11 protein-coding genes are annotated in these 13,759 nt (G+C 50.0%); 9 read left to right on the top strand and 2 right to left on the bottom strand.

Annotated features, from left to right (window positions below; all coding sequences use genetic code 11):
• Window positions 1-7 precede the first annotated feature (7 nt).
• Window positions 8-1,069: a DUF6765 family protein gene (locus C3B51_RS05260; RefSeq protein ID WP_130244398.1), complete on the bottom strand. Its 1,062-nt coding sequence runs from the start codon at window positions 1,067-1,069 to the stop codon at window positions 8-10.
• Window positions 1,070-1,215: 146 nt separating this feature from the next.
• Between C3B51_RS05260 and tmk the strand changes: the two genes are divergently transcribed.
• From tmk to C3B51_RS05225, 7 genes are all read left to right on the top strand, one after another.
• Window positions 1,216-1,866, top strand: a complete 651-nt coding sequence (gene tmk, locus C3B51_RS05255; RefSeq protein ID WP_130244397.1) for a dTMP kinase — start codon at window positions 1,216-1,218, stop codon at window positions 1,864-1,866.
• 11 nt (window positions 1,867-1,877) lie between these two features.
• Window positions 1,878-2,783 carry a DNA polymerase III subunit delta' gene (gene holB, locus C3B51_RS05250; RefSeq protein ID WP_130244396.1) on the top strand — a complete coding sequence of 302 codons (906 nt, stop codon included), beginning with the start codon at window positions 1,878-1,880 and terminating at the stop codon, window positions 2,781-2,783.
• Window positions 2,784-2,791: 8 nt separating this feature from the next.
• Window positions 2,792-3,118, top strand: a complete 327-nt coding sequence (locus C3B51_RS05245; RefSeq protein ID WP_125718835.1) for a PilZ domain-containing protein — start codon at window positions 2,792-2,794, stop codon at window positions 3,116-3,118.
• A gap of 8 nt (window positions 3,119-3,126) precedes the next feature.
• Window positions 3,127-3,915, top strand: coding sequence for a TatD family hydrolase (locus C3B51_RS05240; RefSeq protein WP_130244395.1), 789 nt, complete (start codon window positions 3,127-3,129; stop codon window positions 3,913-3,915).
• Window positions 3,905-5,773: an alkaline phosphatase D family protein gene (locus C3B51_RS05235; protein WP_130244394.1), complete on the top strand. Its 1,869-nt coding sequence runs from the start codon at window positions 3,905-3,907 to the stop codon at window positions 5,771-5,773. Before C3B51_RS05240 ends, C3B51_RS05235 begins: the two co-directional genes overlap by 11 nt.
• Before the next feature lie 78 nt (window positions 5,774-5,851).
• Window positions 5,852-9,541, top strand: a complete 3,690-nt coding sequence (locus C3B51_RS05230; protein WP_130244393.1) for a two-component regulator propeller domain-containing protein — start codon at window positions 5,852-5,854, stop codon at window positions 9,539-9,541.
• A 14-nt stretch (window positions 9,542-9,555) separates the two neighbouring features.
• Window positions 9,556-9,687 (top strand): NADAR domain-containing protein, encoded by a 132-nt coding sequence (locus C3B51_RS05225; RefSeq protein WP_240657419.1) that lies wholly within the window; start codon window positions 9,556-9,558, stop codon window positions 9,685-9,687.
• A 63-nt stretch (window positions 9,688-9,750) separates the two neighbouring features.
• On the opposite strand, the gene metG is transcribed toward C3B51_RS05225, so the two are convergent.
• Window positions 9,751-11,787 carry a methionine--tRNA ligase gene (gene metG / locus C3B51_RS05220; RefSeq protein WP_130244392.1) on the bottom strand — a complete coding sequence of 679 codons (2,037 nt, stop codon included), beginning with the start codon at window positions 11,785-11,787 and terminating at the stop codon, window positions 9,751-9,753.
• Window positions 11,788-12,038: 251 nt separating this feature from the next.
• Here metG and C3B51_RS05215 point away from each other — a divergent pair, with 251 nt between their 5' ends.
• Window positions 12,039-13,121 (top strand): Mrp/NBP35 family ATP-binding protein, encoded by a 1,083-nt coding sequence (locus tag C3B51_RS05215; protein ID WP_130244391.1) that lies wholly within the window; start codon window positions 12,039-12,041, stop codon window positions 13,119-13,121.
• A 3-nt stretch (window positions 13,122-13,124) separates the two neighbouring features.
• A complete protein-coding gene (dcd, locus tag C3B51_RS05210; RefSeq protein WP_125718847.1) occupies window positions 13,125-13,712 on the top strand; it encodes a dCTP deaminase in 588 nt (195 codons plus the stop codon).
• The last annotated feature ends 47 nt before the right edge of the window (window positions 13,713-13,759 follow it).

Here is a 13,759-nt window from a genome sequence, read left to right as displayed (position 1 = left end):
ATTGGGTTTAACTGACACAGATCCCATATTTGGGTAAAATATCCACAATGATGCTTTGACGATGTTTTTTCGCCGCATCATGAAAGTGTTTCCAGTCACTGCGCAAAAAGTCCGGGTGGTACTCGTAGCAGGCTTCATCGCCTTGCGCCAGTGTGGTGCCCAAGGCCTGATGTTTCCAGGAGCCCGGACCTTTGGCGATATAACTGAGCCGGTGCACACCCAGACCAAAGCGGTCGGCGGCAATGGCATCAAGCCACTGCTGGTGCCGTAGCTCAGGATCATCACTGGTAAACTCAGTAAAACACTGTGCAATGTGCTGCTTTACATTCGGCGATAACCCGGTGATGGGCTTGACCAAATACGTCTGAAAAACCTTGCATAGCTCGTCTGCGGCCTGCAAAAAGTCAATCGGGTTATTGCGCTCAATGTGTTCCCCTAAACCATTTTGATAAGACCAGTGCTGGTGGGGCAAGTCCGGATGAGACAACGCCTGACCATGGCCCAGGCTGGGAATATTGTCTTGCAGGATATTGGCAAAATATCCGCTGACTTTTGCGATCAGCGAGTGATGTGTCTGACCATTATGATCTTTGATATTGCGCACATGATTGACCGGGTGGTCAACACCGGCAAAGCTCCGGTGACCCCAGGTGTCGATAAACACGTGTGCTGTGATACCCAGCCGGTGCAATGAATGAGGGCGGTCTTTATCCGCTAACACCTCTGCAACCATGTCCTTGGCCACATATGAGTGCGGCTGACAAATCAGCTTTTGAATAAAGCGGCCACTGGGATTTTGTCCCGCCGGTAGTCCGCCATTGCCCGGTAAAAAATGAAATGGCACCCAGACTTTCATGTTTTTCAGGCTGTCCAGGTTGCGATATTCAAGCATTTTATGGGCGGTTGCGATACGCTCATAGGCTGCGCCATTGCTAAATTCAATGTGGCCATAGTTGGTGGCATCATCCACATATTGTGCCGCGTGGGCAATGGTGGTGGCCTGAGCAGGCGAGAAGCCGGCATCTCGGGCTACTACCCAGGTCATAGCGTGATGAAGATCAATTTGCATTATTTTTCCCTGCGAAAATCGATTAATGCACTAAACGGTACACTATTCAATGAATTAATCCTACTGATAGCGACACGAAACCGCTATAATGGCAGCTATTTTCAGGTAATTGTATACGGTATCGTGTGGTACCGCAGAGAGTGTGTATGAGTAAAGGTTTTATGTTGGTTTGTGATGGCAGTAACGGTGCTGGCAAAACAACAGTGATCCAGGGCATTGCCGATTATCTTGAGCAACAAGGGTATGACGTGGTACTGACCCGCGAACCGGGTGGTACGCCAATCGGTGAAAAAGTCCGCAACGTTATCCTCGATCCCAGTACACCAGAAATGGGGTCAATGACTGAGCTGATGCTATTTGGTGCGGCCCGTGCGCAACACGTCGAGGAAAAAATCCGTCCGGCTCTTGAAGCTGGCAAAGTAGTGATCTCTGATCGCTTTGATGCCGCAACATTTAGCTTTCAGCATTACGCACGTGGCATCGATCTTGAGACGATCACAACCATTAATGAGCTGGCATTAGGTGGCTTCAAGCCAGATATGAACCTTATCCTGGATTTAGACCCTCAGTTGGGTCTGCAACGCGTCAGTCAGCGCGGTGAAGGCCTGGATCGCCTCGAAGATGAAAAAATGGAGTTTTTACATCGTGCCCGTGAGGGCTACCTGGCTCAGGCTAAGGCCGACCCTGCGCGTTTTAGTGTGATTGACGCATCCCAGGACAAACAATCGGTGCTGTCGGATTGCCTCAAAGTGGTTGATGCTGTGATTGCAACAAGCCGTAACAGTAAAAACGATTAGCGAGTGTCCAGATGTATCCTTGGCTAGAATCGGTTTTTACCCAATTGCAGACCAGTTATCAGCAACAGCGTTTCCATCATGCGCAGATGTTGTATGGTATGGCAGGAGTGGGAAAACTGGAGTTTGCACACACGCTCGCTGCGGCACTGCTATGTAAGCAAGCAGGCACATCGCTGGTTGCCTGCGGGCAATGCAAAAGCTGTTTGTTACTGGAAGCCGACAACCATCCCGATAAGCTGCTGATCGCCGCTGAGTCTCAGAGCATCAGTGTTGATGCGATACGTAGTCTAAACGACTTTATCTTTCACTCAGCGCAGCAGGGTGGCAATAAAGTGGTGGTGATCGATGGCATAGAAAAACTCACCGAGTCTGCGGCCAATGCATTACTAAAAACCCTGGAAGAGCCCGCCAAAGGCCGATATTTACTGTTACTGTGTAATGATACCGCCCGCGTTACGGCCACCGTGTTGAGCCGCTGCAACAAGATGAATGTGGCGGTAGTTGATGGCAGAGGGGTTGAGCAATGGCTGGCAGAGCAGGGTGTCCATACCGGGCAATATCCCTGGGTCAGTCAGTTTATCTCGCAGCCGCTACTCTTGCTCAGGTGGGCGCAGGCACAACAGCTGGGTGATATCGATGCTTTGTGGCAGCAGGCGCAGCGTCTTGGAGAAGGGGTAAATAGTGAGACACTGAGCAAAGCTTTGCAGGCAGACACTAGCTTGGTCAAAATATTTTGCGGGTTTGCCGTGGCCGTCATCAACGCTAAAATGGCATCGGGACAGCTGGATTTCATCAAAGCGCAGGCGGCTATCACCAGCATAAGGCGGTTTTCAGTAGACCAGCAAACTGTGTTAGGCTTAAACTTGTCCCTGAGTCTGTCACGATTGTGCTATCAGTTGCAGCAAACCTTAAGTTAGGAGTCAAGGTGCAAGAAATACTCGTTGATTTTGAAGACAATGACGAACTATATCGCAGTTATATGCCTTATCAGAAAAGTGGTGGTTTGTTTGTGCAAACCAATAGCCGCTACGAGATGGGGCAGGCACTGACGCTGCGCATTACTTTACCCGATGCGCTGGAAGAAGACGTTGTTACCGGTAAAGTCGTCTGGATCACGCCACAAGGGGCGCAGAATTCTAATCCGCCCGGCATTGGTGTGGGGTTTGAAACTGAAGATGAATTGCTGAACGATAAAATAGTAAAAATACTGGGCACTAAGCTGAATTCCGGCAAGCCCACCTACACCATGTAAGAGTTGTTATGATTGTAGATTCTCATTGCCACCTCGACAGGCTGGACTTTGATAAAATAGGCAAAGACCTGCCTGAGATCCTATCCGATGCCCGAGCCAAACAGGTGGAGCACTTTTTGTGTGTAAGCGTGACCCTGGCGCAATTTCCAGCTATGCTGGAGAAGATTTTACCCTTTGACGATGTGTCTGCATCTTGCGGCGTACACCCGCTTAACCAGGACGATGCACTGGACCCGGCATTGCTCAGAGATCTGGCGCAACATCCTAAGGTGGTGGCCATCGGCGAAACGGGCCTGGATTACTACTATTCAAAAGACACCCACCAGGTACAAAGAGACAGTTTTGCACAGCACATTGATATTGCCAATGAACTAAGCAAGCCATTGATCATCCACACCCGCGACGCCAGACAGGACACCCTGGATATCATGCGTGCGCATAATGCGCAGCAGTGTGGCGGTGTTTTGCATTGTTTCACCGAAAACTGGGAAATGGCTAAGCAAGCCATTGATATGGGATTTTACATCTCTATTTCCGGGATCGTGACCTTTAAGAATGCTGTTGAGCTGCAAGATGTCGTAAAACGTTTACCACTCGACAGACTACTGATTGAAACGGACTCGCCGTATCTGGCACCGGTACCGCATCGTGGTAAAACCAATCAGCCTGCCTACGTACAGGATGTTGCTTATTTTATTGCGGATTTAAAAGGGATTAGTTACAAGGAGTTAGCTTGCGCCACAACGGACAACTTCTACCGTTTGTTTGGCCTTGCTCAGCGCGGTAATGCCAGCTAACAGCGCCCATTTACCTTATGTGCTGCTCGGCCCTATGGTACGCCGGGCAGAACCCACGCAATTTTGCCTGCAGTTTGTGACTACGGCAGCGCCCGACTTTGAGATTGAAGTTGAGGGCACAGAGGTGGAGTCTCAGCTGAGCAAAATACGCCTCGGGACCTACCTGTATCTGTGCTTTGTGTTGGTCACGCCAAAAACAGGCCGTTTCGCATGCGATGTCAACTTAAGCTATCGCGTCAAGGCGAACGGGCAATGGCTGGACTTAAGTGAGCTCAGCTATACTGAGGCGCCTCAGTTAATGATCCCCAATACTTTGCGCAGTGTGTTGCACGGTTCCTGTCGTAATCCCCATCATCACAGTCGGGACAGTCTGGCAAGCGCAGACGATTACCTGAGTGATACTTTGCACGATAGCGCTAAACGGCCCGCTCTATTAATTATGTCCGGCGACCAGATTTATGCAGACGATGTCGCTGGGCCTATGCTGATGGCGGCGCATTCATTGATCGCGCAGCTTGAGATCTATCCCGAGGACAATGTTGCGCTGAGCTTGCCTGACTCGCTACAGCAGCAGCTCTACCAGCGCCATCATTGGTTGCCAAAAACGCCCTGGCAGGAGCGCAGTAAGTGGACGCTGGGCCACTGGTTGAAAAAAGACGAAATTCATTTCTCCAGTGTAAAGGCTGGCAATCACCTGGTTACGTTGGAAGAATTTATTGCCTGCTATGTGCTTAATTTCAGTTCTCAGGCCTGGCAGTTAGTTGACTTGCCGCAGTTGCACGGACAGTCGCTGAACCACGCACAGTCACTGGAATTTTCCGCCGATAAGCGGGCACTGGAGGGGTTTATAGACACCTTACCCGCCGCACAGCGTTTGTTTGCCAATGTGTCTACCCTGATGATGTTTGACGACCATGATGTAACCGACGACTGGAACCTGACCGCGCGCTGGGAGCAAAATATTGCCAATTCCCCGGCGAGCCGTCGGATCATCGCCAATGGCCTGATCAGTTACTGGCTGTTTCAGGGCATGGGAAATGATGCGCTGGCTGCAACCGGCAAGCTGCTCGACGGATTTACACAAAGCCTGACTGCGCACAACAAATGGGCGCTGACCAGCTTTGACAAAGCCCTGCACCGTTTTACCCAATGGCATTATTGCCTTGAAACACAGCCCAAAGTGGTGGTACTGGATACGCGTACACACCGCTGGCGCAATGAGCAGGACTTTAACGAGCCAAGCGGACTGATGGATTGGGAAACCCTGATGGAACTGCAAGAGCAAATGCTGGATCAGGACAGCGTGCTGCTGGTCAGTCCGGCACCGGTGTTTGGGGTTAAGGCCATTGAAACCATACAGGCGGTATTCAATGCCTGTGGGCATCCTTTGGTGGTTGATGTTGAGAACTGGATGGCCCATGAGGGGGCCGCGAAAAAGCTGATCGACATTTTTAAGCGCGAAGATACGCCCTCAGAAACCATTATTCTCTCGGGCGACGTCCATTATTCGTTTTGTTTCTCAGTGGCCGCTCGATTTGGCCGCCATGATAATCGCATCTGGCAGCTTACCTCTTCAGGGATCAAAAATGAGTTTCCCAAGCGATTGCTGCATGTGCTCGAAAAGCTGGACACCTGGCTGTTTGCACCCTGGAGCCCGTTTAACCTGTTCACAAAACGCTGGCAACTGTCGGTGCGTAAACATCACAGTGACAGCCCTAAAAAACGTTATCTGGTGAGCGCGTCAGCAATTAGCCTGGTCGAATTAGAACAGGGACGCCTGAGTCGCTATCGGCTGTTAAGGGGCGATGGCGAAGTGACAGAATTTGCGCTGACAGAGCATGACGACATGGCCTGTTAGCAAGGTAAGCAACATCTCAGCCTGATTGTAAAGTTTTGCTATAGTTACAACAAAGAGCCTGCATGAAAGGTGAACGGGTTGTATCAGCAACACAAAAAACAAACCAAGCTTTGCACCCTGATCGCAGTGGTGCTGTGGCTATGCTCTGCAAACCTACTGGCAGTGCCTGTGTTCTCGGATACCGCACAGGTAATGCGTCATTATGACTATGAGTCTGGCCTCAGCCAGGTCAGTATTACGGCGATTGAGGAAGATCAGCTCGGCTATATCTGGATAGGGACTCAGGCCGGCCTTAATCGCTTTGACGGCCACTCCTTTAAACAGTTTATCAGTCGCCAGCAAGATCCCTTTTCACTGGCAGGCGCTTTTATCACGGCCTTGTGTCACAGTGGCGAGTCGTTGTGGATTGGCACCAGCACCGGGCTCAGTGTTTATCATACCGTAACGGGGCGTTTTCAAAGCTTTTTGAGTGATTTTAGCCCGCTTATCCCATCCGACAGGGTGCAATCCATTGGTTGTCAGGGGGCTGCTATCTCGGTGACCACCGAAGATGGCTTTTACTACGTCATAGACAAAGCCACTTTGGAGCCGCAAGAGCTTGTGCTGGAAGGCGACTTCATCCGCTATGTGACTGTGTATAAAAACCTGATGTATTACTTATCCGATCAGGGATTGGTTGTTAATAATCGCCAGACGGGGCTCACGACTTTGCTGTTAGCGGGTGACTTTAAATCTTTAACGGTCAGTGGTGAGCGTGCCTTTTTGATTGGCAAAGATAATCAGCTCACCGCTTATGATACGCTATTTGAGCGGGCGTTGTGGCAAAGTGACATTGCCCGAGATGCTAACCTGGTACTGCATTCGGTATTTTCTTCGGCCGGGGAGTTATTTGTTGCAACCAGTCATGGCGTGTATTTGCTTAATATGAAAGGCGACATTAAAAAGCGCTGGTACAAACGGGGCAACAATAAATCGGGTTTACAGGACAGCAGCATTCTTTCGGTGTTCCGCGATAGCAACAGCGATCTGTGGATTGGGACTGAAACCCGCGGCTTACACTTTATCAGCCAGTTGAGCGAAACCTTTGGTCACGTGGGTGAATACAACTACCCACATGCCCCCTTGACTAACTCAGATGTACGCAGTTTTGCGTTGGATGCCTCAGACCGGCTATGGGTTGCGACCTCCAACGGCGGTTATATTTTTGAGCAGCAAAGATTTGTGAAAGCCGAGCAGGTCTATCCGCAGCTTGCGCGCTTTGCCAACAGTTTTATCACTAAGGTGCAGATTGTCGGCGATCATGCCTGGCTGACATCTCGCGGTGCCGGTGTAGCCAGACTCAACCTGGTAAGCGGCGAAGTCACCTACTTTACACCTGACTTTGGCAACGGGCCGGAGCTGAGTTTTAACGACATCACGGTGTTCAAACAGCTGGTGCTGCTCAGCTCCCGCACCTTAGGTTTACTCTATTATGATGAAGCCCAGAATCAATTGTTGCCTTTTTTTGCGCCATCTGTGTCGGTGCCAAACCATGTGTCGTCGGTGCTGGTGGATGGTGATGGCTTCTACTTTGGCAGTGTTGGCGATGGCCTATATCATTATGACGGCCAGAATATTAAGTCGCTCACCACCAATAATGGCCTGGCATCAGATATTGTCTTTATGTTGTCCCGTGATTCGCTTGGTGCAGTGTGGGTTGCCAGTGAGTCTGGTGTCAGCATAATCAATCAGCAGTTTGAGGTCGAAAAGGTCTTAAAAGCCTCGGACGGCCTGGCCAATGAAGCTATCTGGGCAATGGTATTTGACCAGCAGGAGCATGTCTGGCTTGGTACCAGTGGTGGCCTGAGCCGGGTGAATATTCACGACCATAACATCGACAATTTCCTGGTGGTCGATGGTGTACAGGATAACGAGTTTAACTATAACGCCGCCTGGCTGGCGCCGGATGGTCGGGTGTTTATTGGCGGCGCCAAAGGGTTTAATCAATTTTATCCGGAGCAGATCCGGATTGCCTTTGGGATCCGGCCATTACTCATTTCTAGTATCGAATTGCTGGGTGAAGTCTTACACCCAGAGGCCAGCAGTGAACTGACGCTGGCACCTGAGCTGACCGAAAAACTGGAGCTCACGCACAATCAGGACATTGTTTCTTTGCATTATTCCAGCCTGGATTATGGCTCGGAGCGTTTGAACTTTTTTTATCGGATTGTCGGGCTGAGCGACAAGTGGCTTAAGCTGGCGGATGGCGTCAGGCAGATCAACCTGCTCAAGCTGAAACCCGGTAATTATCAGGTTCAGACCTATACCGTAAACCGCTTTAACCAAAAGTCCCCAGTGCATCGCTTTACCATTCAAATCAAGGCGCCCTGGTGGTGGGACTGGTATTCAAAAACTTTTTATGTCGTGGCATTAACCCTGAGCTTTGCCTTGTGGCTCAGGCAGCGTCAGGCCCGCTATCGTCAGGTAGTGAACGACAATCGGGTGATGAATGAGCTGCAACAGCGCCTGGAGCTGAGCTTATGGGCCAGTGGAGACGAATTATGGGACTGGCACCTGGAAGACAAAAAAGTCTATCGTTACTGCGTAAAACCGCGCATTGATTATGGCAGAAACCAAACCATCATGACGGTTGAAGACATTGACCAGTTTGTGCATCCAAAAGACTGTATAGCGTGGGAGGAAAAGATTGAATCATGTCTCGAAGGTGAGCAGGATACCTATGAAATCGCCATGCGGGTTAAAACGCTAAAAGATCAATGGAGCTGGGTGCTGGAGCGCGGTAAAGTCGTAAGTCGTGACCATCATGGTCGGCCACAACGTATTGTGGGGGCATTAAAAGACATAGCAGAGTTAAAAGCACATCAAAATGCGCTGCAAACGCTGAACGAGCAGCTTGAAATTAAAGTGGCGATGCGCACAGATGAACTGTACAAGAAAAATCAGAAACTCGAGCAGGCGATGATGGAGCTTAAACGCACCCAGCAAGAGCTGATAGAAAGCGAGAAAATGGCGTCTTTGGGTAACGTGGTAGCCGGAATCGCGCATGAGATAAATACGCCACTGGGGGTGGCCATTACTGCCCTGACACACAATCAGGAGTGTCTGCATAATATCGACGAAAAGTTGCAGAAAAAGCAGTTACGCCAAACGGATTTAGAACGCTCAAATGCCGAGCAGCAAGAGGGGTACCGACTGATCCTGCGTAATCTGGACCGGGCTCAGATGCTGATCAGCAACTTTAAGCAGGTTGCCGTAGATCAGTCCAGTGAGGTAGAGCGGGATATCAATGTGAAAGACTATATTGCCGATGTGTTCAGTTCTTTGTTACCGCTCAGCAAAGGTAAAGAGATCAGCTTGTCCATCACAGGAGACGATGACATGCTGGTGAATACCTATCCGGGCGCCATCTACCAGATCATGACCAACCTGTTTAACAATTCAATGATCCATGGCTTTGAAAAGCATCCAAAAGGCAAGGTCGACGTATCAACCCATATGGCTGAAACGCACTGGTTGCTGACCTATCGCGATGACGGGATAGGGATGTCAAAAGCGGGCCTGAAAACCTTGTTTGACCCGTTTGTCACCACCAAAAGAAGCCAGGGGGGTTGCGGTTTGGGCATGCACATAGTGTATAACTTGGTCACGCAGCTGCTCAAAGGCGAGATCTCGGCGAGTTCAACCCCTGGAGAAGGCATTGAAGTCACCATTAAGGTGCCATATACCCCACCCAAAGGCGAAGAGCTTGAGGAACAAAGCCGTGCCTGAATAGGGCTAGTCCGGTGGATAAAATCTGGGGGATTGGTCTGGCTGAGGAACATGAGTTTGCAAGCGTGCCTCAGAAGTGGAAAGGGCTTAATCTGTTGGGCTATGCCCTGATGACAGTATGCGGCCAATTGTCACAGGACGCCTGAACAGTTTTATCAAAATAAAAACGGGCCTTGAGGCCCGTTTATCCATTTTAACCGGATGGTGGTTCACATAACACGCATGCCAGGCTGTGAGCCTTCATCCGGGTTTAGAATGTAAATCTCTTTACCACCTGGGCCTGCGGCCAGTACCATGCCTTCCGACATACCAAAGCGCATTTTACGCGGCTTCAGGTTAGCAACCATCACAGTGAGCTTGCCGATTAAATCTTCCGGTGCATAGGCCGATTTAATGCCAGCAAATACCTGACGGGTTTCACCGCCCAAGTCCAGTGTTAGCTTCAGTAGCTTATCTGCGCCTTCGACGTGCTCAGCATTGGCAATTTTTGCCACGCGTAAATCAACTTTAGCAAAATCATCGAATTCGATTTCGTCAGCGATGGGCTCTTTGGCCAGCGGACTGTCAGCGGCTGGCTGAGCGCTTTGACCACCTACTTTCTTTTCCAGGCTTTCTTTAGAAGCGTCAATCATGGCATTGACTTTATCCAGTTCAACACGTTGCATCAGTGCCTTAAACTTGTTGATTTCATGGTCAACAAGTGGGGTTTCCAGGCTATCCCAGCTGAGCTCGGTATTTAAAAAGGCTTCAACATTGGCCGCCATGCCCGGCAGGATCGGCTTAAGATAAGTCAGCAATGCGCGGAACAGATTCAGACCCATTGAACACACCTGATGGGCGCGCTCTAAGGTGTCTTCATTTTTGGCCAATACCCACGGCGCTTCGGCGTCGATAAACTGGTTGGCTTTGTCGGCAAGCGTCATGATCTCGCGTACAGCACGGCTGTATTCGCGGTTTTCATAGTGACCGGCAATGCTGTCTTTGGCAGCCACAAAGCTGCCCAGAAGCGCTTTATCCATTACGGTACTGCTGAGTTTGCCACCAAACTTTTTGGTGATGAAGCCGGCACAACGGCTGGCGATGTTGACGACCTTACCGACCAGATCTGAGTTAACGCGCTGGGCGAAATCTTCCAGGTTCAGATCCAGGTCAGTAACACCGCTGTTCAGTTTAGCGGCATAGTAATAACGCAAATACTCAGGATCTAAGTGCTCTAAGTAGGTACGTGCTTTAACGAACGTCCCTTTTGACTTAGACATTTTCGCGCCGTTTACAGTGACAAAGCCGTGAGCGAAGACGTTGTTAGGCTTGCGGAAGTTTGCACCGTCCAGCATTGCCGGCCAGAACAGACTGTGGAAGTAGATGATGTCTTTACCAATGAAATGATAAAGCTCTGCGTCAGACCCTTCAGCCCAAAACTCGTCAAAGTTCAGGCCCTGCTTGTCACAGAGGTTCTTAAAGCTGGCCATGTAGCCGATAGGCGCATCCAGCCAGACATAGAAGTATTTTCCAGGCGCACCCGGAATTTCAAAGCCAAAGTATGGCGCATCGCGGCTGATATCCCATTGCTGTAAACCATCTGCAAACCATTCATCCAGCTTATTGGCCATTTCTGCCTGCAGACTGCCAGAGCGCAGCCAGGTTTTCAGCATGTCTTCAAATGCGGGCAGGTCGAAGAAAAAGTGCTCGGAATCTTTCAGCACCGGTGTCGCGCCTGACATTACAGACTTGGGGTCAATCAACTCAGTTGGGCTGTATGTCGCACCACATACATCACAGCTGTCGCCATTTTGGTCTTCTGCCTTACAGGTTGGGCAGGTACCGGTAACAAAGCGATCCGGCAGGAAAATGCTTTTCTCGGGATCAAACAGCTGAGAGATAGTGCGCTTTTTGATGTGACCTTTGTCGTTCAGGCGCGTGTAGATCAGCTCACTCAGCTCGCGGTTTTCGTCACTGTGGGTGCTATGGTAGTTGTCAAATTCAATATTGAAGTCGGCAAAGTCACGCTGTCTTTCAATACTGACTTGCTGAACCATTTCCTCAGGTGTAATACCTTGCTTTTGTGCATTGAGCATAATAGGCGTGCCATGTGCATCATCAGCGCACACATAATAGGCTTCATGGCCTTGTTGCTTCTGGAAGCGTGCCCAGATATCCGTTTGAATATATTCCAACAGATGACCCAGGTGAGTCGGTCCATTGGCATAGGGCAGTGCACTCGTTATGAGAATTTTTCTCTTTGTCATAGTTATTCCATGAAAATAGAGCGGCTCAGTTTGGCTTTGCAGATAGGCTGACTGGCACCTGACTCGGTGCTTATTTTTAGCCTCATCTATACAGAGCACAAAAACTTCGGCCCGGTCTGTGGTCTAATATTGCTAAAAGACTGACCAGAACCGCCGGAAAATCCCGGCAGACGCGAATTTGACTGGTTTTAATGAGGTGAATGTTACATAATTCCTGCGCCCATTTCATCACCTCAAGGCGTTTTATTTGTATGTTTGGTATTGAAAAACTATTTACCAGAAAGGACCCCATCAAAGATCAGATTAAAACTCACCTGCAACACTATCGCAGTGCAATTTTCCCGATGGGGATTGATACGCAGTGGATAGCAGAGATCACGGGGGGTAAAGCGCAGGGGGCTGGCTGGCAAGTGTCATTGACCTTACCCTTTGCAGCCTCAGGACAAGGCGCGGTACTGACTTCACATCTGAGTGATTCTTTGAATACCGACATTCGCGTCACATGCCACACTGAGGTGGTCGGTACAAACCAGTTTAAGCAAATCAAGCATATTGTTTTGGTGGCTTCGGGCAAAGGTGGCGTCGGCAAGTCAACAACCGCGGTTAATCTGGCTGCCGGACTCGCATCTCAGGGCGCACAGGTTGGGATCCTGGATGCCGATATTTATGGCCCCTCCATTCCTTCACTGCTGGGTCTGACAGGCCAGCAACCTGAGGCACTTGACGAAAAGACCTTAAAACCGTTCGAGAAAGACGGGATTCGGGCGATGTCCATCGGCTTTTTAGTCGCAGAAGATGATGCGACTGTGTGGCGTGGTCCGATGGCGTCACAGGCGTTAACTCAGTTACTGAACGAAACCGCCTGGGGTGAGCTGGACTATCTGATAGTGGATATGCCACCGGGAACGGGTGACATTCAACTGACCATGACGCAAAAAGTCCCTGCCAGCGGCGCCATTGTGGTAACAACGCCGCAGGACCTGGCCCTGGCGGATGCGCAAAAGGGCATAGCGATGTTCAACAAAGTAAATCTGCCGATCATCGGCCTTATCGAAAATATGAGCTATTTTACGTGTCAGCATTGCGATGGTAAAAATGCCATATTTGGCAGTGAAGGGGGCGCTAAGCTGGCTGCTCGTCACGGTGTTCCTTTGCTTGCCGAGATCCCACTGGATACCGGGATCCGCGAAAATTCCGAGCAAGGGGCGAATATCACCACTCAGGCGCTGGCGATAAAAGACCATTATATTTACTGCGCGCAGCTGATGAGCAGTATGCTTTACTTACAATCACAATCGACTCAAGGGGTCGAAATTCTAATAACGGATGACTAAGCAATGAGACTCTCCGACAGAGACATAAAAGAAGCAATAAAAAATCAACACATTCAAATTGTGCCATCGCCGGCCGATGAGATGATCTCAGGGGTGACCGTTGACCTGCGTTTGGGTAATAAGTTCCGGGTGTTTCAGGATCATGCCGCACCTTATGTTGATTTGAGTGGTCCGAAGGAGCAAATCAATGCGGCAATGGAATCCATTATGAGTGACGAGATTGTGCTTGAGGATGGTCAGGCTTTTTTCCTTCACCCGGGAGAGTTGGCACTGGCTATGACCTATGAGTCTGTAACTTTGCCTGCCGACTTGGTTGGTTGGCTGGACGGCCGCTCCTCGCTGGCCAGGTTGGGCCTGATGGTCCATGTGACCGCACACCGCATTGATCCGGGTTGGTCAGGGAATATTGTGCTGGAATTCTATAACTCAGGTAAACTGCCATTGGCACTGAGACCAAAAATGAAAATTGGTGCGCTGAGCTTTGAGACACTGAGCAGCCCGGCTGAGGCACCTTACAATATGCGTAAAGATGCGAAATACAAAGGTCAAAACAGCGCCATTGCCAGCCGGATAAGTGACGATAATCGCTGATAAAAAACCTATAACTCTACTGAGTCAACAGTGTGGCACGTACCGAA

The organism is Pseudoalteromonas rubra (genome assembly GCF_004212645.1).
Classification (GTDB): Bacteria; Pseudomonadota; Gammaproteobacteria; order Enterobacterales; family Alteromonadaceae; genus Pseudoalteromonas; species Pseudoalteromonas rubra_G.
The sequence above is the reverse complement of the archived record's forward strand: the minus strand, read 5'-3'. Positions and strand labels throughout refer to the sequence as shown.